This window comes from Arthrospira sp. PCC 8006 (assembly GCF_046480465.1).
Taxonomy (GTDB): Bacteria; Cyanobacteriota; Cyanobacteriia; order Cyanobacteriales; family Microcoleaceae; genus Limnospira; species Limnospira platensis.
The window spans coordinates 1-23,499 of record NZ_PKGG01000040.1; the positions used below are offsets into that span (position 1 = coordinate 1).

Sequence of the window (23,499 nt, forward strand, 5' to 3'; positions counted from 1 at the left end):
ACCCTACCAATTAAGCGCAAGGGGACGGAAACAAAGATATATTTAAAAACGATGGTGGTAATTCTACAGATTGGTCAGACCCTACCAATTAAGCGCAAGGGGACGGAAACGAGTTTAATTTTGAAAGTATGTCCTCACTGACATACAATCCTGTCAGACCCTACCAATTAAGCGCAAGGGGACGGAAACTCTCCGCAGATTATATCGGTCCCTGGCTCTCCCTCTTCTCCCTGTCAGACCCTACCAATTAAGCGCAAGGGGACGGAAACTCCGGTTCTCCGAACCCTATTTTTATTTGCCATCGTGCCTGGTCAGACCCTACCAATTAAGCGCAAGGGGACGGAAACTTAGTGTCCCCGGAGGATTTTACCCACTCCCKATCAGCWGTCAGACCCTACCAATTAAGCGCAAGGGGACGGAAACGCTTCAACCACGCACAGAATAGCTGTCGTTGGATAGCCGGCTTGGCGTCAGACCCTACCAATTAAGCGCAAGGGGACGGAAACAGGGGGTAAACTCCCCACTGGTAAGCCCCATACTCTCCCAGGTCAGACCCTACCAATTAAGCGCAAGGGGACGGAAACTTATCGAATGTCGTCTTAGAGTGCTTTTTTGGATTTGAAGTCAGACCCTACCAATTAAGCGCAAGGGGACGGAAACAGGGGGAAGACTCCCCACTGGTAAGCGCCATATTCTCCCAGGTCAGACCCTACCAATTAAGCGCAAGGGGACGGAAACGAAATCCGAGCGATTCCACTGGGTTGGTTGTGTTACTGTGTCAGACCCTACCAATTAAGCGCCAGGGGAGGGAAAGCTAACTGGTGTGTTGATTTTCTCAGGGTCGAAGTTGATAGAGGTCCGCCAGTGGTCAATGGGGTAGTTAATAGCCATCACCTTTTGCGACCCTAGAGTTAGGGATTCATGCCCAAATTGGGTGGGGTATGATGGTGCAAAATCCGATTAATAATCCCACTGGTAGAAGTAGGCATTTCCACCGCAATTAGGACAATCTTGCCGCCATAGCTTTGAACCGTGGGCGCTTCCGGTAGGGTGTCAATGGTGTAATCACCACCCTTAACATAGATATCAGGTTGTAACTGTTCAATAATCGCCCTAGCAGTGCTTTCTGGAAAAATCACCACTGCATCTACGGGTTTTAAGTGGCTGAGAACTTCGGCTCGCTGTAATTCTGGTATAATAGGACGGGGAGGATATCCAGCCGAGTGGGGTTTAATCAGGCGAACAGATCGATCGCTATTGAGACCGACCACCAGCGATCGCCCTAAACTTTTGGCTTGGGTCAGGTAGCGAATATGTCCAGCATGAATCAAGTCAAAACAGCCATTGCTAAAAACTAGAGGTCGCCATTGCTCAGGGTTATAGGCGATCGCCTCCCCTAGTTCTTCCACAGAATAAACGCCCTCAATCATGATTGTCTCTCCTTTCTTTGATATCATTAACCACTACTCAACCGCAGCTAATCAATAAACAATTCCCCCATCTTGGCAAATATGACAGTAGTTACATACTAGCCGGAACTGTTATCTTGGCTGTAGACAAACTTAGAGTATCCTTAACCGTCCTATGACATCAACAACAAACCGTCAATTTTCCTTCCAAGCCTCTTCTAGCATCAAATTAGTTGGGCTAATCCTGATTCTGTCAGCCCTAGTCGATTATTTAGTCCTATTATTCCCCCCCAACCTAACCGATAGAGGTTGGTTAATCCAAACTGCTAGCAGCTTAGTTGACCGAGGCGTAGTTCCCCTGGTAGGAATGGCTCTCGTTTTAATGGGGTATTGGATGGATAGTGTCCTCGGAAATGCTCCCAAATCTCGTAAAAATATCGCCGACCTAAGATTGTGGGTTGGTATCCTCGCCAGTTTACTAGGGTTGCTGTACTTGCTGATTTTTCCCATGCACCTTAATAATACCCGTTTGGCTCGCCGAGATGCTTTATCAGAGATTAGTCAGCAAGCCGCGCAAGCAGAAACTCAACTGGAAAGCCAGTTAGGAAGTCAGCAATTTCAACAGGAGATTGAACAGCGAAAAGTGCAACTCCGAGCCCAGTTAACTGGCTTAATACAAGACGAGGAACAATTAAATCAGGTGATTGCGGAAGGAAACCTTCCCCCACAAATTCTACAAGTTCTTGAGGAAGCTAAAACTAATCCAGCCGTCCTTGATGAGTTCTTGGAACAACAAGCCGACTCCCTACCTGTGCAATTACTCACCCAAATTCGTCAACGCCAACAAGAACTAGAGGATGAAGCCAAAACGCGATCGCTCAAATCTAGCCTCCAAACTGGGATGAGTAGTTTGCTATTGGCGATCGGTTATATAGCCTTGGGCTGGACTGGTTTAAAAGGTTTGGGTCTCTTAAATAAAGGTCGTCGTAAACCATCTTCTAACCCTGGATAAAATAGCTAACCGCGAGATAATTATGGCTCCAAAGGATGTAAATTAAACCCAATCCTAGGTGTATTTAACTGCATGGAGCCACCTTTTTTGTCTCACCGATGAGCGAAATTTATGGTGCATCAAATATTCCTTTTTTTTGCCAATTTATATCCCTAAAACACTGAAGCTAATGTTTTCGATATATATTCTGACTTGCAATGATGAAATTGATATTGCCGCCTGCATTGAGTCAGCCAGTCAATGTGATGATATAATTGTAGTCGATTCCTTTAGTAGCGATCGCACCGTAGAAATTGCTCAACAGTACCCCGTCCGCGTACTTCAACATAAGTTTGAAAGTCACGGTCGCCAACGGACTTGGATGCTGCGGGAAGTAACCACTAAATATCAGTGGGCCTATATTCTCGAATCCGATGAACGCATGACCCCCGAACTATTCGCCGAGTGTCAACAGCAAACCCAAAATACCGACGGCTATATAGGTTATTATGCAGCGGAAAGGGTCATGTTTATGGGGCGCTGGATTCGCCGCAGCACCCAATACCCCCGCTATCAGATGCGTCTATTTGATAAGCAGCGCGTCTGGTTTACCGATTATGGTCACACCGAGAGAGAAGTCTGTGACGGTCCTACCAGCTTCCTCAAAGAAACCTATCCTCACTATACCAACAGTAAAGGCATGGCACGATGGATAGAAAAGCACAACCGTTATTCTACAGATGAAGCCCACGAAACTGTTAAACAATTGCGATCGGGTACAGTAAACTGGAATCACCTATTTTGGGGGAAAACAGAGGTGGAAAGGCGAMACGCCTTGAAAGATTTATCCCTGCGCCTACCATTTCGACCCATGATTCGGTTTGTCTATATGTATTTTATCCTGGGAGGCTTCCTCGACGGTCAACCTGGACTCGCCTGGTGTACTCTACAAGCCTTTTATGAATATCTGATTCTCCTGAAAGTCTGGGAAATCGAAAATATGCCTGTTGGGGAGCCACAAACTCATCAAGAATTGGCGATCGATACAGAAACTCCCTCAGCTTCTGGGAAAGGCTTAGGATGAGGTGGTTTCCCTGGCAATAACTGCACAGCCATACTAACAGCAGTTAAGCCGAAAAAATTACCGAGAGCCAAAAACCATCCCCCCTACTCTCACCGCTGGTGTGGGTGGGTTCCCGCGCGGGACTCTATTTGCACCAGTCCCCATAACCCCCCCGACTACTACTAAAGTTCAGCATCAACGTCAAGACTGGGCTATCATGTTCAGACAAGCCCGATTGTTAATTTATTTTTAGGATCAGTATTTTCAACTATGCATCTAAGTGAACTGACCCATCCCAATCAACTCCACGGTTTGTCTATCCATGAATTGGAAGAAGTGGCTCAACAAATCCGTGAAAAGCACCTAGAAACCGTAGCAGCTACTGGAGGTCATTTGGGACCAGGTTTGGGAGTGGTCGAACTAACCCTAGGACTTTACCAAACCCTAGACCTAGACCGAGATAAAGTCATTTGGGATGTCGGACACCAAGCCTATCCCCATAAAATGATTACTGGACGCTACAACAATTTTAATACTCTGCGCCAAAAAGATGGGGTCGCAGGCTACCTAAAACGGTGCGAGAGTCGTTTTGACCATTTTGGAGCTGGACACGCCTCTACAAGCATCTCAGCCGCCTTGGGGATGGCTTTGGCTAGGGATATGCAGGGCGATAACTATAAGGTGGTGGCAATTATTGGTGATGGGGCGATGACAGGGGGGATGGCTTTGGAAGCTATTAACCACGCGGGTCATCTACCTAACACTAATTTGATGGTGGTTCTCAATGATAACGAAATGTCGATTTCCCCCAATGTGGGCGCGATTCCCCGTTATTTGAATAAAATGCGCCTGAGCCCCCCCGTGCAATTTTTGAAAGATAATCTGCGGGAACAGTTTAAACAAATTCCCTTTGTCGGTGAGAATTTTACCCCGGAGATGGAACGCCTTAAAGAAGGGATGAAACGGTTAGCTGTGCCGAAATTGGGGGCTATTATTGAGGAGTTGGGTTTTACCTATATCGGACCTGTGGATGGTCACAACTTGGAGGATTTGATCGAGACTTTCCAACAAGCCCATGAAATTAAAGGCCCGGTTATGGTTCATGTCTCCACAGTTAAGGGTAAGGGTTATGCGATCGCTGAAAAAGACCAAGTAGGCTATCACGCTCAATCACCCTTTAACCTCGCCACCGGGAAAGCTATTCCCTCCAACAAACCCAAGCCTCCCAGTTATTCTAAAGTATTTGCAGATACCTTAATTAAGCTGGCCGAAGATAACCCTAAAATTTTGGGTATCACCGCTGCCATGGCAACAGGCACAGGTTTGGATAAACTACAAGCTAAACTCCCCCAACAATATATTGATGTGGGTATTGCTGAACAACACGCGGTTACTCTGGCGGCGGGTTTAGCCTGTGAGGGAATGCGTCCGGTGGTGGCGATTTACTCGACTTTCCTACAACGAGCCTATGATCAGATTATCCATGATGTCTGTATCCAAAACTTGCCGGTTTTCTTCTGTTTGGACCGCGCCGGTATTGTTGGGGTAGATGGTCCCACTCACCAGGGAATGTATGATATCGCTTATCTGCGCTGTCTCCCCAATATGACCATTATGGCTCCTAAAGATGAAGCCGAATTACAGCGAATGCTGGTAACTGGTATTAATCACACTTCTGGGGCGATCGCTATGCGCTACCCCCGTGGTTCCGGTCATGGGGTTCCCCTTATGGAAGAAGGCTGGGAACCTATTGCGATCGGTAAAGGTGAAATCCTCCGCCAAGGTGATGATATCCTACTACTCGGCTATGGCACAATGGTTCACAGCGCTATGCAGGTAGCTGAGATTCTCAGTGAACACGGCATTGATGCAACTGTGGTTAATGCCAGATTTGTCAAACCCCTAGACACAGAGCTGATTGTACCCTTAGCCCAAAAAATCGGTAAAGTCGTCACCCTCGAAGAAGGTTGCATCATGGGAGGTTTTGGTTCCGCAGTAGCCGAAGCACTACTAGATCATGATGTTTTAGTACCTGTTAAGCGGTTCGGCATTCCTGACCAATTGGTGGATCATGCTACACCTGATCAATCTAAAGTTGATCTGGGTCTGACAAGTTCCCAAATTGCTGAACAAATCCGGGAATTGTTCTTGACCAAAGAACCCTCAACAGTCAGCACTTCCAAATAATCAATATAGCCTCTATGGTGCGTGAGCACGGAATTATCCCCTGGGATTTATATAGCCTCTATGGTGCGTCAGCACGGAATTATCCCCTGGGATTTATATAGCCTCTATGGTGCGTSAGCACGGAATTATCCCCTGGGATTTATATAGCCTGGTTCTGACGCACCCTACCGCACCCTACCGCACCCTACCGCACCCTACCGCACCCTACCGCACCCTACCGCACCCTACGGGAGGCTACGGGAGGCGATCGCACCATCATTGAAATCAAGACCGGAGCATTGATTTAAAGATCCATCAGTAGGGTKCGTCAGACTCCGAGAATTAAAATCAACACCGGAAMATTCATTTCTGACGCACCATACCCGATAATTGAACAGGTAGCACGGAATTATCCCCTGGGATTTATATAGCCTCTATGGTGCGTGAGCACGGAATTATCCCCTGGGATTTATATAGCCTCTATGGTGCGTGAGCACGGAATTATCCCCTGGGATTTATATAGCCTCTATGGTGCGTGAGCACGGAATTATCCCCTGGGATTTATATAGCCTGGTTCTGACGCACCCTACGGGAGGCGATCGCACCATCATTGAAATCAAGACCGGAGCATTGATTTAAAGATCCATCAGTAGGGTGCGTCAGACTCCGAGAATTAAAATCAACACCGGAACATTCATTTCTGACGCACCATACCCGATAATTGAACAGGTAGCACSRAAYTATCCCCTGGGATTTATATAGCCTCTATGGTGCGTCAGCACGGAATTATCCSCTGGGATTTATATAGCCTCTATGGTGCGTGAGCACGGAATTATCCCCTGGGATTTATATAGCCTCTATGGTGCGTGAGCACGGAATTATCCCCTGGGATTTATATAGCCTGGTTCTGACGCACCCTACGGGAGGCGATCGCACCCTACCGCACCCTACCGCACCCTACGGGASSCTACGGGAGGCTACGGGAGGCGATCGCACCATCATTGAAATCAAGACCGGAGCATTGATTTAAAGATCCATCAGTAGGGTGCGTCAGACTCCGAGAATTAAAATCAACACCGGAACATTCATTTCTGACGCACCATACCCGATAATTGAACAGGTAGCACGGAATTATCCCCTGGGATTTATATAGCCTCTATGGTGCGTGAGCACGGAATTATCCCCTGGGATTTATATAGCCTCTATGGTGCGTGAGCACGGAATTATCCCCTGGGATTTATATAGCCTCTATGGTGCGTGAGCACGGAATTATCCCCTGGGATTTATATAGCCTCTATGGTGCGTCAGCACGGAATTATCCCCTGGGATTTATATAGCCTGGTTCTGACGCACCCTACGGGAGGCGATCGCACGATGGTACCGAGATGGGGGTCTCTGGCGAAAATTATTCGGGTGGGATTCATATAGCCGGGGTATGGTAGAATCCGATAATTATCGATATATGGTAGGCCTGACGCACCCTACCTTACCCTAGTTTGAACCCAGAGCGAGTACAACCATTGAATTCTCAACCTGAATCATCACCACTTGAACCTAATTTAACCACAGGCTCTCAGTCCCCGGAAGAGCCTATAGATTACCTCAAGCGTCAGGCTGAAGATTTGAGGCAGGAAATTGTCCAACTTCAGCTCACTAAGGCAAAATTACAGCAGGAACAAACCGCCCTAACTCAATCTATGGGAAACCTGGTTTCTGAAGCCCTCAGCCAGTTGGAGGCGAGGAGACAGACTCTACAAGTGGAAGTCGAAAAACTCGAACGTCGCCGAGAACGCATTGAGCAAGAAATGCGAACTACTTTTGCTGGGGTTTCTCAGGATTTGGCTATCCGAGTTCAAGGCTTTAAAGATTATTTGGTTGGTAGTCTTCAAGACCTGGCGGCTACAGCAGAACAGCTTGAGTTAATCCCAGAAGAACCGATCGCTCCCCCTGCTGCTAATTCCACTCCCAGAAGTCAGTCGGTGGAGTCGGTGGCTGAAACTCAGCCTAATACTCAATTTACTAAGTCGGCTTTTGCTGAACAAACTCAACAAATTCGTCAGATTATTGACCAATACCGCAGTAATCCTGACTATTATGGCCCCCCTTGGCAGTTGCGCCGCACTTTTGAGCCTATCCACGCTAAACAGGTTTCTAATTGGTTCTTTAACCAAGGTGGACGCGGTGCGTTGCGGACTATGGGAAGCCGTCTGCAAAATATTCTGGTGGCTTCGGCGACTGTATCAATTCTCAGAAGTCTCTATGACAGACGTTTGGGGACTTTGGTCTTGGCAAATAGTCCAGAACGCCTGGGAGAGTGGCGGCGAGGACTTCAAGACTGTTTAGGAATTGACCGCCGTGATTTTGGACCTGAGCGCGGGTTGGGATTATTTGAAGACCCGGAATTGTTGGCTCAAAAGGCTGACAGATTGGTTAATGACGGTCGCCTTCCGTTTATTATTATTGATGATACAGAGGAGAAAATTAGCCTCTCGTTGCTCCAGTTTCCTCTCTGGTTGGCTTTTGCTCCTGACCCGCAGGCGGCGGCTCAGTCAACCTTAGATAGGTTTTGAGAGCGGTTGATATAGGTTAGTCGGATTCGGTTGCTAAATTGTCGATGGATGCAGGAAATTTGATTAAGTATGGTTAATTGGTTGATTTTGAATGGGGTGATCTTGGTGGCGGCTTATCTACTGGGGTCAATTCCTACTGGATATGCGATCGCTCTTTGGTTTTATGGTGTTGATATCCGGGAGGTGGGTTCGGGTTCAACTGGGGCAACTAATGTATTAAGAAGCTGTGGTAAACTGCCGGCGGTGATGGTTTTAGCAGTGGATATTTTGAAGGGTGTCGCTGCTATTTCTATGGTTTTCTGGGTGTATTCCCTCACTCAAACCCGCGAAATTGCGACTCTGGCTGGGATTGACTCCCCGGAAGTTTTGGCCTACTCGATCGCCACATTATCTGGCTTAATCGCAGTATTCGGCCATACAATGTCTATATGGATAGGCTTTAAGGGCGGTAAATCTGTGGCTACCAGTTTGGGGATTTTATTTGCTCTCAATTGGCTCCTGGCTTTGGCTACATTAATTGCATTTGGGGTGGTTTTAGCCATTACCCGCATTGTATCTTTAAGTTCTATTGCTGGGGCTATCACGATCGCTGCTTTAATGATTATGACCGGACAACCCCTTCCCTACCAGATTTTTGCGATCGCCGCCGGAACTTATGTGATTTGGCGACATCGTAGCAATATTGACCGGATTTTACAGGGTACAGAACCCCGTATTGGTCAAAAACTCTCAGCAGACCCGACCCCCTAACTCCCTAATTCCCGGGAGCGATCGCCTGCGGCTTTCACCGCTTTAATTAAAGCTGATCGAAAACCCGCCGCCTCTAGTTCGGCAATTCCGGCGATAGTTGTACCGCCTGGACTGGTGACGCGATCCTTTAATTCGGCTGGGTGTAATTGAGATTCCCGCAACAGTTGAGCGGTTCCCCAAACGGTATCCAGAGCCAACTTTGAGGCGATCGCTCTAGGAAGTCCAGCCGCCACTCCTCCATCAGTCAAAGCCTCAATCATAATCGCCACATATCCAGGACCAGAACCCGATAAACCCGTTACCGCGTCCATCAAATATTCTGGAACTTGCACCACATCCCCAACTGCTGCTAAAATCTCCGTAGCGCGTTTAATCTGTGTAGGTTCCACGGAACTACCAGCAGCCAAAGCGCTAACTCCGGCTCCTACCGTAGCGGGAGTATTTGGCATTACTCTAATTACGGGAGATTCCCGAAAAGCTCTCTCCAACTTAAACAGGGTAACACCTGCCAAAATTGAGATGATTATAGTACCCGGCTTTAGCAGTCCTTCTAAATCGTCGGCCACCCAGTCAAAAATCTGAGGTTTCACAGCCAGCAAAACCACCTCAGTAGCTGCGGCAACTTCCCGATTATCAGATGTTACCCCAACCCCATATTTTTGAGATAAAAACTCACGGCGATCGCCAGAAGGGTCACTAACCATCACCATTTCCGGGGCATAAATCCGCTTCGCCAACAGACCCGACAGCAAAGCCTCTCCCATGACCCCGCCGCCAATCAATCCCAATTTAAACTCACTCATCCGTCCATCCATCGCGCTATTTGGGCTCAGGATGAGGGGAGAAGCATTAACTTGTCAATTGCCAAACATCTCCCCCTGTCCCGTCGTATCTGCATCACTGCCAACTACTGCATCGCCTGAACCTTTTCTGGCTGCCAAGGCGCGGAAGTGCTGGAACTCACGCGGGGGCGCACACCGGGAACCTCATTAGCCACGCCACCTTGAGTTCTAACCTGAACACAACTGGGAGTAAACAGAAAAATGCTTTCTCCAATGCGTTCCTGATGACCGTCGAGGGCATAGGTGCCACCAGCGACGAAATCTACAGCTCTCTGAGCCTGGTCTGGGTCCATCATAGTCAAATTCAGAACTACAGACTTGCGTTCCTTCAGGGCGCGGATAGCAGCCGGCATTTCTTCAAAAGTGCGAGGTTCCATAACCATCACTTCCGAAATTCCGTTGAGCGCTCCTGGCATTCCAATTACATTATTCATAGCTGGTGAACCCATTGTTACTGATTCAGATGTCATATTACCACCTCCGACCGTCGCCACCGCGCGTTCACGGGGGCGACGAGACCCACGACGTTCTTCCTCTGACATGAGGGGAGCAGCCTGTGGTTGAGGGGCTTGATACATGGTCGTCTGGTATTGCTCCCCTTCCATTTCATCGTATTCGTAATCGTACTCAACGGATTCATTGAGTCCTACGAAATCTCTAAGTTTGCTAAACAGTGTATTCACGGCTTACTGCGCTCCATAAAACTACCACAAAAAGTCACCATTGACATTTTGAGATTTACTACCTGCATTAACCCAGACTGTAACCAGTGCTAGGATACACAGGCTTTGTACCGTAAAGCATAGGGTCAACTAAATTTATGCGATCGCCCTGATTGTTGATCAACTGCTCTAAAGATACCGATCTAACCTACCCAGTGGGGGCTGATTGTCATAATTTTTTTTAGACATTTCCTCCCCTAACACAAAGGCAGATGATTAAAGTTTAACCCGAAAGTTCCTCATCCCCCCTATTGATAGTGCATCAGGTAGACTCCGACCCGATCGCCTTAGATATTCCTGGGACCGAATATAGTTTGTCCCGGTCTAATCATAGTAGCCCCTGCTTCTACGGCTAGTAAATAGTCCCCTGACATACCCATAGACAACTCTTGCATTTTGATATTAGACCAATTTTGCCCCTCAATTTGAGCGGCTAACTGGCGGGTTTGTTCAAAAACCGATCGCGTTTCGTTTTCGGTCAAGCCTTGGGGGGGAATTGTCATTAGACCCTGAATATTTAGGGACTCACAGACATTAAGCTGGGGTAAATCAGCCAGCAACTCCGGGACAGTCCAACCATATTTGTTGGGGTCTGGGAGGATTTTCACCTGTAGGCAGATCCGAGGACAGCGAGACTGTTCTGTGGCCAGGCGATCGAGTCTTTGGGCTAATTTCAAACTATCAACCGAGTGAATCCAATCAAAATGAGCGATCGCCGTCGCCGCCTTATTGCTTTGTAGATGACCAATCAAGTGCCAGTTAATGTCCGTGAGATCCTGCAATTGAGATTGTTTCGCCTCTGCTTCCTGAACACGATTTTCGCCAAAATCCCTAACTCCGGCTTCATAAGCCAAGCGCATAGCCGACACCGAAACCGTTTTAGTCACAGCCACCAGTCGCACCTCTGGAGGAATAGCAGCCCGAATTTGGGCAATTCTTTCAGCGATCGAATCAGTCATAGTAGGTTAGTCAAGCTATAGAAAGGTCTGCTGATGAATTATTTGCAGTTTTTGATAAGGCTCCATTTGGCCAGTGCGTCGTAACATTCGCAAGCGAATTTCTACTAACATCTTGGCATCCGAGCGGCTTATCGGTTCAAACTTCAAGCCAGCCGGTGATTGAGTCACCAAGAAAAAGAGGCGTTGGGCGTAAAGGGTAGTAAATAATTCCTGATTATCTTCAACTGGGCACACTTTAAAAAGTAAGCCAAAGTTGGGATGGTTCATGTAAGTTTCTGTTGTCATTCCGCCTCACGCATCAGCAAGCACTAACTTATAAAAAAGGCAATTACCTGGTGTTACTCTGCTATTCGGGCCCGCCCATCACAGACATATCCCAGAATCAAATAATCAGCCGATTTATCTTGACACTCTCGGGCGCACTTTTCAAGTCATAGCACCTTGTGCCGGGAAACGGGGAAAAAGCATTGATGTTAAGATTCCCAACCCCAAACCAAACGCATACCCCAAAATATAGTTAAGGCGAATAGGGCGATCCAATCCCACCAATTAATTTTAAGTTGATGCCACTCAACCCGATGTTGGTTAGGACTGGTAAAGCCTCTGACTTTCATGGCATTAGCAATTTGTTCTGCTCTCAATAATAAATTTTCCAGGAGTCTTTCTGCCACCAATAGCCAAATTTGAGTCGCCCTGCGCCAGCCCAGTTTTTTCCAGTTGATCGCCCTAGTACGCACAGATCTATATAGGTTCTGAATTTCCTCAAGTACCAGGGGAAAGAAACGCAGGGAGAGAGTCAGGGTCAGGGCGATTTCCGTCACCGGAATTTTCAACCTTCGCAATGGTTTCATCACGCTTTCGATCCCCACAGCGATTTCCTCAGAAGCCGTAGTCAGTAGATATAGATTAGTGCTGTACACCAGGGTAAACAGCAAGGTACTAATCCTAACACCCAGATCCAGGGAATAGCGGGTAATAGTTAACGGACCCGCCGACAGCAGAATATAACGATAGGCCGTAGGTTGAGGTAAACCCCCTGTATCAGTCACCGAATCAGCCATAGTTGTGGCATTTTCGAGGTCCTCTCCCACTCTCCCAAGACTTTGCATTTCAAAAGCTATCTCATCTGTAGGGAGACGGGGTTGATGGCTAACACTCAACCCGTCAGGTAGGATAGCACTTACTATCAACAATAAACTACAGAAAGTTAATAGCCAGCCCATTTGTCGCTTCCAAACCCGGAATGGAATTGCTGCCACTAGGGTAATCACCATCAACAGCACCACCAACCCCAACCGCCAAACGGCATTGGAGAGAATCGGCGCAATGAGAAAGCTCATCAACCAGACTAGCTTAATCCGGGAATCAAGGCGATGAAGCCAAGTAATCGGTTGTTCTAAGTATAAACCGATAGGTAGCGATCGCAGTAAGTCCATTTTCTCAACAATTAACGATAGTTGGCGGGATCAATGGCAAATCGGCGCAACTGTTCAGCAGTCAAACCTTAGTCGCGCGGTTAGCGGAACCTCTCTCTACTTCCCGCATAGCTTTACCCCGCCATAATAGTCTAATGGGAGTGCCAGCAAATCCCAACTGTTGACGAAACTGGCTTTCCATATAGCGCCGATAGTTATCCCCAAAACGTTTTGGGTCATTCACAAACAAGACAATAGTTGGCGGACCGGAGGTAACTTGAGTTCCATAGTAGATTTTGCCCTGTCGTCCTTGGCGACTGGTGGGTGGAGAATGCCAACGGACTGCTTCTTCGATGACTTCATTAATTACGGCTGTAGAGACTCGGCGGCGATTTTCTTCGGCGGCTTTGTCCACCAATTTAAAAATTTTCTCGACCCGCTGTCCGGTCATAGCGCTGACAAAAATCATATCTGCCCAATCGAGAAAATACAATCGCGATCGCATGACTTTTTCATACTCTAGGATCGTGTAACTATCCTTTTCCACCGCATCCCATTTATTTACCACAATCACACAGGCGCGCCCGTCATCAGCAATACGACCCGCCAATTTTTGATCTTGGTCTGTGACTCCTTCCACAGCATCAATCACAAACAACACCACATCAGCCCGTCGGATCGCCTTAAAAGCCCGGTTAATCCCAAAAAACTCCGCCCCATACTCAACGTGCTTTTTCCGGCGGATCCCCGCCGTATCTACTAGGCGATAGGTATTGCCATTATGTTCTACGATGGTATCGATCGCATCACGGGTAGTCCCAGAAATTGGACTAACGATCGCCCTTTCCTGACCCAAAAAGGTATTTAATAGGCTAGACTTACCCACATTCGGACGGCCCACAATTGCCACTCGCAATTCTTCGTTGTCGTCATCCTCTGTTGAACTTGGTAAATGTTCAATCAAAGTATCCAGCAGTTCCCCCGTACCGTTACCATGAATGCTAGAAATCGGAAAAGGAGTTCCCAAACCCAATTCCCAAAATTGCGCCGCCTGAGTCAGTCCCTGGGTAGGGGATTCACATTTATTAACTGCTAAGAGGATCGGAACCTTTTGTTGTCGCAGCCAACTAGCGATCGCCTCATCCCCTCCCGTCGGTCCTGTTTGTCCATCCACCACCAAAATAGCTGCTGTCGCTTCCGCCAAAGCCATCAAGGCTTGTTCTCTAATTAGCGGAACAAACTCGGTATCATCATCAAAGACTAACCCTCCCGTATCTACTACGATAAACTCTCGATCCTGCCAATAGGCGGAACGATAGGTGCGATCGCGGGTCATCCCCGGTTGATCATGAACGATCGCATCTTGGGTTTGTGTAAGACGGTTTACCAGGGTAGACTTACCGACATTAGGGCGGCCGATAATGGCAACTATGGGTCGAGACATGGAACTTTCGCCTTATCCAGGCGTTGATAGTGCTAACCCTCTATTGTTACATACTCCTTGACCAACTTGTTATCTGCGATCGCCCAACTCAAGCTCACCCTAACTTAAAAACAGCCAATGGAACGGGCAATTTCCGCCTTCGGACTTGTAGTATTTGTACTGGTCGCCTATTTATTTTCGCGCGATCGTCAGCAAATTCGCTGGCCCACCGTTTTATGGGGCATTGCCCTGCAAATTTTATTTGCCATTGTGATTCTGAAAACCGCCATAGGATTCGCCATTTTCCAAGCCCTAGGCGCTGCTGTAACCCAGTTTCTCAACTTTTCCGATGCGGGAGCCCAATTTGTATTCGGAGACGATTTTGAGCAGCATTTCATCGCCTTTAAGGTCTTGCCGACCATTGTCTTTTTTTCCTCATTCATCACCATTTTATATCACTATGGCATCTTACAGAAAGTAGTCGAATGGGTAGCATGGCTAATGATGAAAACCCTCAAAACTTCCGGTTCAGAAACCCTCTCCTGTTCCGCCAATATTTTCGTCGGACAAACCGAGGCTCCCTTATTAATTAAACCCTATATTGCCACCATGACGCGATCGGAAATCCATGCCATGATGACCGGGGGATTTGCCACCGTCGCCGGCGGAGTATTAGCCGCTTATATTTCCTTTGGTGTTCCCGCAGAACATTTAATTGCCGCTTCCGTAATGTCCGCCCCGGCTAGTTTAGCCATTTCCAAAATATTCTATCCTGAAACCGAGCCTTCCCCCACCGCCGGACAGGTAAAAATCGAAGTAAAACCCACTTCTGCTAATGCCATTGATGCCGCCGCCACCGGAGCCACTGAAGGCATGAAATTAGCCCTAAATGTCGCCGCCATGCTGATTGCTTTTTTAGGATTATTAGCCCTAGTTAATGGCGTGTTAGGATGGTTAGGAGCCGGGATAGGATTACCCCAACTTTCCTTGGAATGGCTATTTTCTTTTATCTTTGCTCCCGTGGCTTGGTTAATGGGTGTACCTTGGTCCGACTGCGCCACCGTCGGCGTGTTACTGGGTAAAAAGATTATTGTTAATGAATTTATTGCTTATTTAGACCTCAAACAATTAATCGAAAATGCTAATGTTGTAGGTACTACTGAACCCACCATTAGTCCCCGGGGGATTTTAATTGCTACATACGCCCTTTGTGGATTTGCTAATATTGGTTCGATCGCCATTCAAATAGGCGGAATTTCAGCGATCGCACCCCAAAGACAAGCCGACCTCGCCCAATTAGGATTCCGAGCCATGATTGCTGGTTCTATCGCTTGTTTTATGACCGCTTGCGTCGCCGGGATGTTACTTTAACGCAATAGCAAAATTACCGTTTGTAGTGAGCCAACTATTACACCCAAAATACCACCTAGATTAACTATTCCCTGTAATTCACTTTTCACAATGCCATTAACTGCTACTTCTAACTGCTGTGGAGAAGTAGCCATTACCCGTTCAATAATCACTCCATCAAGATTCAAAATTGGAATCGCCTTAGCCACCAATTTCTCTAAGTCTTCTTCTAGGTAGCGTTCCAAAACCATCGCCAACTCTTGACTAACTAATCCTAGGGAATTATTAATCACTGGGGAAGTTTGCAGCCGCCTTAAAATTAACGCGGAAACCCTTTCCCAATCAATAGATTTAGTTAACCCTTGAATTAAATCAATACCCTGTTCTTGGACGTATTCTCGCACAGTATCCCGGAGAGTTTTGCGTAATTGTCGCACCGTAGACAGCGGCAAATTTTGCATTGAAAGATTTTGCAACCACTCCTTAAATCGCTCCCTAACTCCCAGAGAAGTTAACAGTTTTTCCAGTCGGCGATTAGTTTCTTCTTTTTCATCCAGACAAAAAGTTCTTAACCGGGTTAAAGTCGTGCGGAGACCGAAAATATTAGCCACTACCCAATAGGTTCCCGTGCTTTGTTCCCGGAAGCCTTCATCAATAATCGAAATATTGCGATCGGTCAGAAAATCAATTAAAGTCAGTCGGATAATTTCTGGGGGAATTACTCGCTCTAATAGCCATTCTGACAGTTGTTGAGCCTGTTGGTCACTGAGTTGGAACTCCAACATTACTTGATCAAAAATCTGGTTTAGCTGAGGCTCTAAAAAATCTTCCCGCCGCGCCATAACCCGCAATATCCTAGGTAAAGATTCCCCTAAAAAATCCCTCAGAATACCTGCTAAAATTTTCGCCGTTTTCTGTTCAGTATCAGCTTTTACCTGAGCCAGCGCCAGTTGTAATAACCATAAAATCGTCGCTTCAATGCGTTCGGTTTTTAATAGGCGGCGCGCAACTTTCTGGAGTTCCTCCGGTGTCAGCAGGGACTGCATAATAGTATCAGAAACCCTTTGAGCCAGCCTTTCTTGGTTGCGGGGAATTAAACCGGGAGTAAAGGGAAGCTGAAACTTTCCGACCTTTTTGGCTTTATAGGGACGGAATAGCATTTTTATGGCTAGGTCATTGGTAAAGTAGCCGATAATTCCCCCCAAAACTGGGGGAACAATAAAAATCGATGCTTGAGATAAATTGACCATTGTGCCACAACATTTCTGCAAATCCCAGCTAACTAGGACAACTGACGAATTGCCTTTTCTATTCGCCTTTCTGAATTAGGGTGGTTGGTGCGATCGCGATGTTTTAGCTCATCACCCCCCTGATTCAAGAACCAATACTCCCATCATACCCCCTGCGATCGCATAGTGAGTAGCCCGACTAAAATTAGCTTCCTTTGCTAGGGCGACCTGTTCGGGACCTGTGGGGAATTTTTCTAGGCTAGGATTAAGGTAGGCGTACTCAGCCTTTAGTCCGAAAGTATTAGCTACTGGAACAACAACGCGATCGAGATACCATTGTTGAAAGGTTTTAAAGCCATTCTCAGGACGGTGAAAATCTAAAATCGCCGCCGTCCCACCGGGTTTCAGGACGCGATGGAGTTCTTTTAGGCTGCGGGGAATGTCTAGCACATTACGCAAACCATAACCCATGGTAGCACAGTCAAAATGATGATCCCCAAAGGGAAGATCTAGTACATCTGCTTCTACCCAAGTAATGGGAGCCGGGGATAGGGTAAAGGGTGGTTGGCGATCGCCAGCAATGGCCAGCAGTTGCCGGGAAAAATCCACCCCAACCACTTGTCCTGAGCCACCGACCTTGAGAGCCAAAAGTCTAGTTAAGTCACCAGTCCCGCAACATAGATCTAAGCCTATATGACCGGGACGAGCGCCGCTCCAGTTGACCGCCATTTGTTTCCAAATGCGATGACTCCCAAAACTTAGCCAGTCGTTCATCTGGTCATAGACCGGAGCAATACGGTTAAACAGGTTTTGGATATGTTCTTGACTTCTATCTGGCTTCATATTTTAAGTTGATTGATGTAAGCGAGATAGAACTAGAGCCATTTCCTGAGCCACCAACCTAACCGTATACAGGTCATCTGGGGACAGTTGACAGGGTTTTTGCCATTGGAGGGAAAACACGGCGACCACTTGATTGCGATCGATAATGGGGGTACACAGGTGAGCTTGGATATTGGCGCTTTTATAGCGATCGCTTCCCGCCAGAGCTGAGTTATTGGGAATATTGATTTCACCCTGGGCGACTTTCGTGGCGATCGCTTCACTGACAATCTGATCATCAGCCAGCCAACCCTTCACATCCTCCACGATACCATAGGCTCCGGCCGTGGTAGCCAAACTATCTGAGGAAACCACTTGCAGAATCACCCCATCAGCCTCGATCTGTTCTCCAATAGCCTTAGCGATCGCCCGTAGAGTTTCCTCTATCTCCGTCGCCTTGAGTGCCATGCCTATAATATCACTCAACAGTTGAATCTGGCTGTTGGCTCGGCATAGTTGCTCCGTCCGCAGTTTCAGCAGTTCATAGGTTTCCGCCGCTCGTTGAACCACCGTTTTTAACTCATTCGGGTCCCAAGGCTTAGTAATGTATTTATACACCTGGCCGGAATTAATCGCGTCCACCAAGTCTTCAATATCTGTAAACCCGGTAAGAATAATCCGCACCGTGTTAGGGAACTGAGGTACAGTTTTACTGAGAAATTCAGTCCCCTTCATTTCTGGCATCCGTTGATCAGATATGATCACCGCCACCTCGCCTTCCTGAGAGAGAATTTCTAGGGCGCGGATCCCGCTTTCCGCTTTAAAAACGCTAAAATCTCTCCGAAAAGTACGATATAGCAGATCCAAATTATCTGGTTCATCGTCTACTACCAGCATCTTAGGTTTTTTCGGTCGTCTAATACTCATTAACTGGCGCTTAATGCTTTCTAGGTCTGGAGTTTCCGTTTCCATACTATTGTTACACTACGAGTGATTCCGTGCATTAGGGGATTTAGACCATTGTCGTCTCAACTGTTCGCAAACAGTAAGCTAGTTACTGTCAACCCCAGGAAAATCAGAGCCACCCACAAAAATTGATTATCTTTAGTATTAACCTGAGTTAGGTCAATGTCTGGGTCTGGTGATTGAGAATTGAGTTGATCTGCTTTAGCAGAATTTTCTCGGCTTGATGATGCTACAGGAAACTTATCGGCATTTTCTCCTAAGTTACTCAGATCGGGAATTTCGATTAACCCTTCTGAACCCCTATAGAGTTTCGGTGCTTCCAAAATTTCTAGCAAGCGCCGCGACTGTTTCCTAGTTTCTAGGCTGGGATGAAATTTGAGGGTTTTACAAAGAGCGATCGCCTTTTGTCTTTCCCCTAGGGCTTCATAGGCCGTCACTAGCCAAATCTGGACTTCGCCACCCAACCCAGAGTTAGCCTCCACTGCATCTCTCGCTGTTTCCAAATGTAGCACCGATTGGCGATATCGACCCTGTTCAAAGGCTATTTGTCCAGATCTGTACTCATGCAAAATCCGATCTAATTCTGGTGAACTCACAACAAAAATAAACTTTCATAGTGCAACACATCAGGGGTGGTACTCCCCTAGTAGTCGGATTTTAACCATGTTATCAACCCGACTACCAGATCATACCCCTAGAACTCATCATAATTCTCAGGAACACCAGATGCCTGATTATCCTGACGAGATCCTAGTAGATCAAGTTGATCGACCACAATCACCGGAATCGAGCGTGGTACACCCGTATTGCGGTCAGTCCATGTATCAATCTTTAATGTTCCCTTCACTCCAATCAAACTGCCCTTACGGACATAGTTGGCAGCAATTTCAGCCGTCTTATCCCAAATGTCTAAATTAAACCAGTCTGGTTTATCGCTGTTGCGACTTCTGCGCCTGACAGCTAAAGTCAATCGACATTTTACTGATCCTGACTATTACAGTCGATAAGAAAGTCACCTTTCCTACCTCTGATCCAGAACCGTGCGTGAAAGTTTCCCCTCACACGGCTCCTCAGTTACTCAGTCATTATATAGATACCTCTAGCGTCTCTGATATCATGGCAGTGTCCGTGTAACAGTTCTAAGTTCTCCAGTTTGTTCTTGGCTCAATTACCATCAATGTGAGTTATCACCTTCTCTCACATTATCTACTGTATAAACTTAGATAGCATTAGTGGCATTTTCCCGGATAGTTCCATAGCCGCCCACTCCCATAAACGTAATCTTCATCAAACGGGCTTTTTTCCCCTTTGACTTTAACCTGCCGTTCGAGCATAGTTTGGCTATGTTTTTCCAGACAGTATTTGTGATCTGGTGTGATAAATTTCCATCCGATGCCTTGGTTGACTCCCCAGTAACTCGATATCACATCAGTTTTGTTCTGATTTCGATTCCTTCTAAAGAAAGCCCATCCTCTCAATTTGTGGAACAAAATACTGTCAATTTTACCAAAGATTCCCTTACTACTCACAGTCGAGTAATATGACGACCACCCTCTAATGATTGGGTTTAGTGCATTGATCAGTTGTTCTTGACTTGAGTTTTTGTGGCTTCTGATGATCTCATCTACTTTCTGTAAGTGGCGTTTTATTGCCCCTTGACTGGGTTTGATGATAGTTTGAAAGCCTCTTTTCCGCTCCGTGTTTCCGGTCGCGAGCGATCGCTTTTCCCTTGTGGGATATTGTCGGATATTGTACCCCAGAAAATCCCAGCCTATATTTCCCTCATGTTCTATGAAGGTGTGAGTAATGCGGGTGTTACCGTCCTTGAGTTTTAACCCCATTTCCATCAACCAGACTTCTATAGTCTCCTTGGCTGCCAGGATAACCTCAAGTTCCCCGTCCAATACCACCAAATCATCAGCATATCTGACCACTGTGGCTTTCCCATTGCCACAGTTAGCTACTCCACCCTGGAATTTATCCTCTAAGAGACTTTCCAAGCCGTCAAGGGCGATATTTGCCAATAGTGGCATCAATCCCCCTTGGCGTGTATCAGTCTCCGTCGGGAACAATTCCTTTCCGTCCATTACCCCAGATTTCAACCAGGCTTTGATTTCTCGCCTGAGTGTAGGGTAGGTATTTAGTTTGGCTAGTAGCTTCTGATGGTAAATTCCCTCAAAGCATTTCTCAATATGTGCATCTAGGACATATTTATGATCTTCCTTCATGCCATTGAAAATTGCTGCGATCGCATCTTGAGCAGACCGTCGGGGGCGGAACCCGTAGGAATTCCGGTCAAACCTTGCCTCCCATTCCGGTTCAAGTGCCAGCTTCACCAGCCCTTGTTTAGCTTTTTCCATCATCATTAGGATACCAACGGCACGCTTTTCGTCCCTTCCTGGTTCAGGTATCGACACCCGGCGGAGTCCTTGGGTTTTCCTTCCCAGTTTTAGGCAGTTAGCTAAATCTAGCTTCTCCTGATTCCTGAGTCTTTTCACCCCATCAACTCCCCCCGTCTTTTGGCTACCATTTTCCGGGATAACTTCCCGCAGCGCCAGGATTTTGGCATCCCTGGAATTAGTCAACAACCTTTGCAACTTACGAACAGCCTTGACATCGCCACGTTTCGAGGCTCGATAGATTCTCTTTTGGAGCTTCAAGACATCCCGCTGAACTTTCGCCCAGTTCATTGTCTCCCATCCATACATCGGTTTTACCGTGTTCATAGCTTATTAACTCTCACTTGATTATCCATCTCCAAGTAACCGTGACTCCGTGGGCTTATCCTCTAGTTTCCTAAAGGCCTTTGCTTCTGAGTCAATCTTTTCCAGCGCCATCATGCAGCTTGACCGCCTACTCGGTTATCGACCTGTCCGAGAGATATACGCCAGATTACCCCGTTCCGAGTGTCTGCTTTACGATGAGGTTAGAGTTCCACTATCCGCCGGGTTTCTTAGGGGATGCTCCGGGTCAAATTTCGAGTTGCCCAGCCCTTATCCTTGCCTTTTGGCCCAGCCCATAACCCATGTAGGCTGTCATCAATAACGACGGTTCAGACGTGGATTCAGTTAACCTTACTCATACTCATCTCAGCTAGAAGGGATTTCGCCATGGGTTGACAATTACCTCCGTTACACCCCGCTTCACCAGATTGATAGTCAGTCTCTCCGGTGGGGGTGTCGCTTCGTCTGCATCACGACGGTAGGAATTGGTGAGACCCTCACCTACCCAGACACCCAGTTATCATAGACCTGTGACCGCATTTGTCTTAGTCTACGCAGATGGCACGCTACCCAACTGGGCAGCTTTTCCATCTAACGGGTCGCACCAAAATATTTGACATCCGGATCAGCTCCGGCTCGTCCCACAAGGGTAACCACATTTAGACTCATTCAATTTCTCCCTTTACTGATGATAGGCAGAAGCCTGGCTCCCATTCTATCAAACCGTGAAGCAGTAGGCAGGGAGCTTTTTATCGGCTGTTGCTGTCGAGGCTTAACGAACAAACTGCGGCATAACTTCGGCGGCAGTGAACAGTCCATAAATGCCCCTTTGGTGCAATTTTACCCCGGCTTTTAAGTAGCCAAAAGCTGGACCGCAGACATTGGCAGCCATGCTAGTTTCATCACCCAGAGTAAAGGTGTGGGTGGAGATTTTCCCCTCGAAGGTGCGACCCGTGACTTGCACATTGGTACTCAGGGGTTTTTTGGGGTTACGGGTATCGACAATTCCGCCAACAGTAACGCGATCGCGAGAACAAATACCCGCCAATTCCAACATAATATCGTCCGCGTGTTCCATGTCCTCCAGTTTCAGCAAACCATTAGTTTTGTCTAATAGTGCTTCTACTTCCGCATCTGTCATCGCCCTAGCTGTTTCTACGTTATAACCAGGAAGGTGGGCAATATCTTCCCTGATAGTAGCTCTGTAGGCTTCCCAGTTAGCTATACCTACCCCAAAGGTGATGTTAACGCTGTGAATTTCTGCATAACTTTGGGCAGCGATCGCCGCCGCCGCCGTCAGTAAACCCGGAGTAGCGCCACAACCTGTCATATAGGTAATGCCAGCCGCTTTTAACTCTTCCTGAAGTTCTAGGAGTTGTTCCACCGCACTGGTACGCTTGAGGGCATCGACTAGAACTCCCTGCCAACCCGAGTTAATAAAGGCTTGGGCTACCGAAGCCATAAACGTATTCGGTAAATTAGGCAGCGCCAAAAAGTAACCTTTGACCAAGGGAGCATGGTTAATTAAGTCGATAATACTCTGGGTGCTGTGGGTTCCGCCTGGTTCTATGTCTGCTACAGAACCGCGATCGCGATATGTCCTGATGCACAGGTCTGGATCTAGTCCTTCCGGCGAATAGATATAGCCCTTTTGATCTGCTGCTGCTACCCAGCGCATTTCTTGTTTAGGGGTTAATACCCTAGCCGCCGCTTGCCCTAAACCACCAAACCCTAGGACTCCTATAGGTATGGGGTTATCCGTTGCATGGGTATTTGGCTGATGATTCGTCATAAAATGTGCTGTCAATTCGACAATTTATAATGGTAAAGCCGGAAATGTTGATCTTAATGCTGTTCCGGCAATAATTAATTTTAGGATAATTTCAGTTATAGCGTTTTTCATATCCATAAGGTACGGCCCTCACCCCAAACCCCTCTCCCAAGAGGGGAGAGGGGCTTTGAAAAGTACCTCACTAATCCACCGAACCGCTATAACATACCTTAATCCTTAGCAAGGCGTACTATACCATGCTCCACCTGGTCCTAGCTAGAAGCGCACAATTTCCTAGTCTGCTTGACAACACCGCCCCATCAAACTC

Annotated in this window: 22 protein-coding genes, 1 pseudogene and 1 CRISPR repeat array; of the genes and pseudogenes, 9 read left to right on the forward strand and 14 right to left on the reverse strand. The window is 47.2% G+C overall.

Annotated elements, in window-relative coordinates:
* Positions 1 to 73 precede the first annotated feature (73 nt).
* Positions 74 to 814: a CRISPR direct-repeat array (repeat unit 37 nt; unit sequence GTCAGACCCTACCAATTAAGCGCAAGGGGACGGAAAC).
* 97 nt (positions 815 to 911) lie between these two features.
* Positions 912 to 1,430 (reverse strand): adenylyltransferase/cytidyltransferase family protein, encoded by a 519-nt coding sequence (locus B9T16_RS08620; RefSeq protein ID WP_006616552.1) that lies wholly within the window; start codon positions 1,428 to 1,430, stop codon positions 912 to 914.
* Between the two features lie 154 nt (positions 1,431 to 1,584).
* Between B9T16_RS08620 and B9T16_RS08625 the strand changes: the two genes are divergently transcribed.
* The 8 genes from B9T16_RS08625 to plsY all read left to right on the forward strand — a co-directional run bounded on the left by B9T16_RS08625 (position 1,585) and on the right by plsY (position 8,949).
* Positions 1,585 to 2,421: an HpsJ family protein gene (locus tag B9T16_RS08625; RefSeq protein ID WP_006616553.1), complete on the forward strand. Its 837-nt coding sequence runs from the start codon at positions 1,585 to 1,587 to the stop codon at positions 2,419 to 2,421.
* Between the two features lie 169 nt (positions 2,422 to 2,590).
* Complete coding sequence (locus B9T16_RS08630) at positions 2,591 to 3,484, forward strand: glycosyltransferase family 2 protein (RefSeq protein WP_410244552.1); 894 nt, start codon at positions 2,591 to 2,593, stop codon at positions 3,482 to 3,484.
* Between the two features lie 249 nt (positions 3,485 to 3,733).
* Positions 3,734 to 5,650 (forward strand): 1-deoxy-D-xylulose-5-phosphate synthase, encoded by a 1,917-nt coding sequence (gene dxs / locus B9T16_RS08635; protein ID WP_410244553.1) that lies wholly within the window; start codon positions 3,734 to 3,736, stop codon positions 5,648 to 5,650.
* A 106-nt stretch (positions 5,651 to 5,756) separates the two neighbouring features.
* Positions 5,757 to 5,912 (forward strand): hypothetical protein, encoded by a 156-nt coding sequence (locus B9T16_RS08640; RefSeq protein WP_410244554.1) that lies wholly within the window; start codon positions 5,757 to 5,759, stop codon positions 5,910 to 5,912.
* A 576-nt stretch (positions 5,913 to 6,488) separates the two neighbouring features.
* Positions 6,489 to 6,659 (forward strand): hypothetical protein, encoded by a 171-nt coding sequence (locus tag B9T16_RS08645; RefSeq protein WP_410244555.1) that lies wholly within the window; start codon positions 6,489 to 6,491, stop codon positions 6,657 to 6,659.
* A 266-nt stretch (positions 6,660 to 6,925) separates the two neighbouring features.
* On the forward strand, positions 6,926 to 7,057 hold the full coding sequence (locus B9T16_RS08650; protein ID WP_353912474.1) for a hypothetical protein: 132 nt from the start codon (positions 6,926 to 6,928) through the stop codon (positions 7,055 to 7,057).
* A gap of 92 nt (positions 7,058 to 7,149) precedes the next feature.
* Positions 7,150 to 8,199, forward strand: a complete 1,050-nt coding sequence (locus B9T16_RS08655) for a DUF3086 domain-containing protein (RefSeq protein ID WP_410244556.1) — start codon at positions 7,150 to 7,152, stop codon at positions 8,197 to 8,199.
* A gap of 69 nt (positions 8,200 to 8,268) precedes the next feature.
* Entirely contained in the window at positions 8,269 to 8,949 is a 681-nt protein-coding gene (plsY, locus tag B9T16_RS08660; RefSeq protein WP_410244557.1) for a glycerol-3-phosphate 1-O-acyltransferase PlsY, read from the forward strand.
* Here the strand turns inward: plsY and proC are convergent.
* The 6 genes from proC to der form a co-directional block, all read right to left on the reverse strand.
* Positions 8,946 to 9,752, reverse strand: a complete 807-nt coding sequence (proC, locus tag B9T16_RS08665; RefSeq protein WP_035735563.1) for a pyrroline-5-carboxylate reductase — start codon at positions 9,750 to 9,752, stop codon at positions 8,946 to 8,948. The two genes, plsY and proC, sit on opposite strands and share 4 nt — an antisense overlap.
* 104 nt (positions 9,753 to 9,856) lie before the next feature.
* Positions 9,857 to 10,474 (reverse strand): cell division protein SepF, encoded by a 618-nt coding sequence (locus tag B9T16_RS08670; protein WP_014276255.1) that lies wholly within the window; start codon positions 10,472 to 10,474, stop codon positions 9,857 to 9,859.
* 326 nt (positions 10,475 to 10,800) lie between these two features.
* Positions 10,801 to 11,472, reverse strand: coding sequence for a YggS family pyridoxal phosphate-dependent enzyme (locus B9T16_RS08675; protein WP_006618974.1), 672 nt, complete (start codon positions 11,470 to 11,472; stop codon positions 10,801 to 10,803).
* A 15-nt stretch (positions 11,473 to 11,487) separates the two neighbouring features.
* Positions 11,488 to 11,757 (reverse strand): transcriptional coactivator PipX, encoded by a 270-nt coding sequence (gene pipX, locus B9T16_RS08680; RefSeq protein ID WP_035735557.1) that lies wholly within the window; start codon positions 11,755 to 11,757, stop codon positions 11,488 to 11,490.
* Between the two features lie 188 nt (positions 11,758 to 11,945).
* On the reverse strand, positions 11,946 to 12,908 hold the full coding sequence (locus B9T16_RS08685; RefSeq protein WP_006618976.1) for an energy-coupling factor transporter transmembrane component T family protein: 963 nt from the start codon (positions 12,906 to 12,908) through the stop codon (positions 11,946 to 11,948).
* A 61-nt stretch (positions 12,909 to 12,969) separates the two neighbouring features.
* A complete protein-coding gene (gene der, locus B9T16_RS08690) occupies positions 12,970 to 14,331 on the reverse strand; it encodes a ribosome biogenesis GTPase Der (RefSeq protein WP_006618977.1) in 1,362 nt (453 codons plus the stop codon).
* 117 nt (positions 14,332 to 14,448) lie between these two features.
* On the opposite strand from der, the gene B9T16_RS08695 reads away from it, so the two are divergent.
* The gene (locus B9T16_RS08695) at positions 14,449 to 15,681 is read left to right on the forward strand and encodes a NupC/NupG family nucleoside CNT transporter (protein WP_006618978.1); all 1,233 of its coding nucleotides are present in this window, start codon (positions 14,449 to 14,451) and stop codon (positions 15,679 to 15,681) included.
* On the opposite strand, the gene B9T16_RS08700 is transcribed toward B9T16_RS08695, so the two are convergent.
* The 7 genes and pseudogenes from B9T16_RS08700 to B9T16_RS08730 all read right to left on the reverse strand — a co-directional run bounded on the left by B9T16_RS08700 (position 15,678) and on the right by B9T16_RS08730 (position 23,192).
* A complete protein-coding gene (locus B9T16_RS08700; RefSeq protein ID WP_006618979.1) occupies positions 15,678 to 16,910 on the reverse strand; it encodes a DUF445 domain-containing protein in 1,233 nt (410 codons plus the stop codon). The two genes, B9T16_RS08695 and B9T16_RS08700, sit on opposite strands and share 4 nt — an antisense overlap.
* 111 nt (positions 16,911 to 17,021) lie before the next feature.
* Positions 17,022 to 17,732, reverse strand: a complete 711-nt coding sequence (ubiE, locus tag B9T16_RS08705; protein WP_410244558.1) for a bifunctional demethylmenaquinone methyltransferase/2-methoxy-6-polyprenyl-1,4-benzoquinol methylase UbiE — start codon at positions 17,730 to 17,732, stop codon at positions 17,022 to 17,024.
* Positions 17,733 to 17,735: 3 nt separating this feature from the next.
* Positions 17,736 to 18,683 carry a response regulator gene (locus B9T16_RS08710; protein WP_014276253.1) on the reverse strand — a complete coding sequence of 316 codons (948 nt, stop codon included), beginning with the start codon at positions 18,681 to 18,683 and terminating at the stop codon, positions 17,736 to 17,738.
* Between the two features lie 56 nt (positions 18,684 to 18,739).
* Complete coding sequence (locus B9T16_RS08715; protein WP_006618982.1) at positions 18,740 to 19,273, reverse strand: hypothetical protein; 534 nt, start codon at positions 19,271 to 19,273, stop codon at positions 18,740 to 18,742.
* Between the two features lie 98 nt (positions 19,274 to 19,371).
* Positions 19,372 to 19,668, reverse strand: a pseudogene (ssb, locus tag B9T16_RS08720) (single-stranded DNA-binding protein); the annotation flags it as partial.
* 238 nt (positions 19,669 to 19,906) lie between these two features.
* Complete coding sequence (locus tag B9T16_RS08725) at positions 19,907 to 21,403, reverse strand: reverse transcriptase domain-containing protein (RefSeq protein ID WP_410244559.1); 1,497 nt, start codon at positions 21,401 to 21,403, stop codon at positions 19,907 to 19,909.
* 769 nt (positions 21,404 to 22,172) lie between these two features.
* Positions 22,173 to 23,192: a hypothetical protein gene (locus B9T16_RS08730; protein ID WP_006618986.1), complete on the reverse strand. Its 1,020-nt coding sequence runs from the start codon at positions 23,190 to 23,192 to the stop codon at positions 22,173 to 22,175.
* Positions 23,193 to 23,499: the final 307 nt, after the last annotated feature.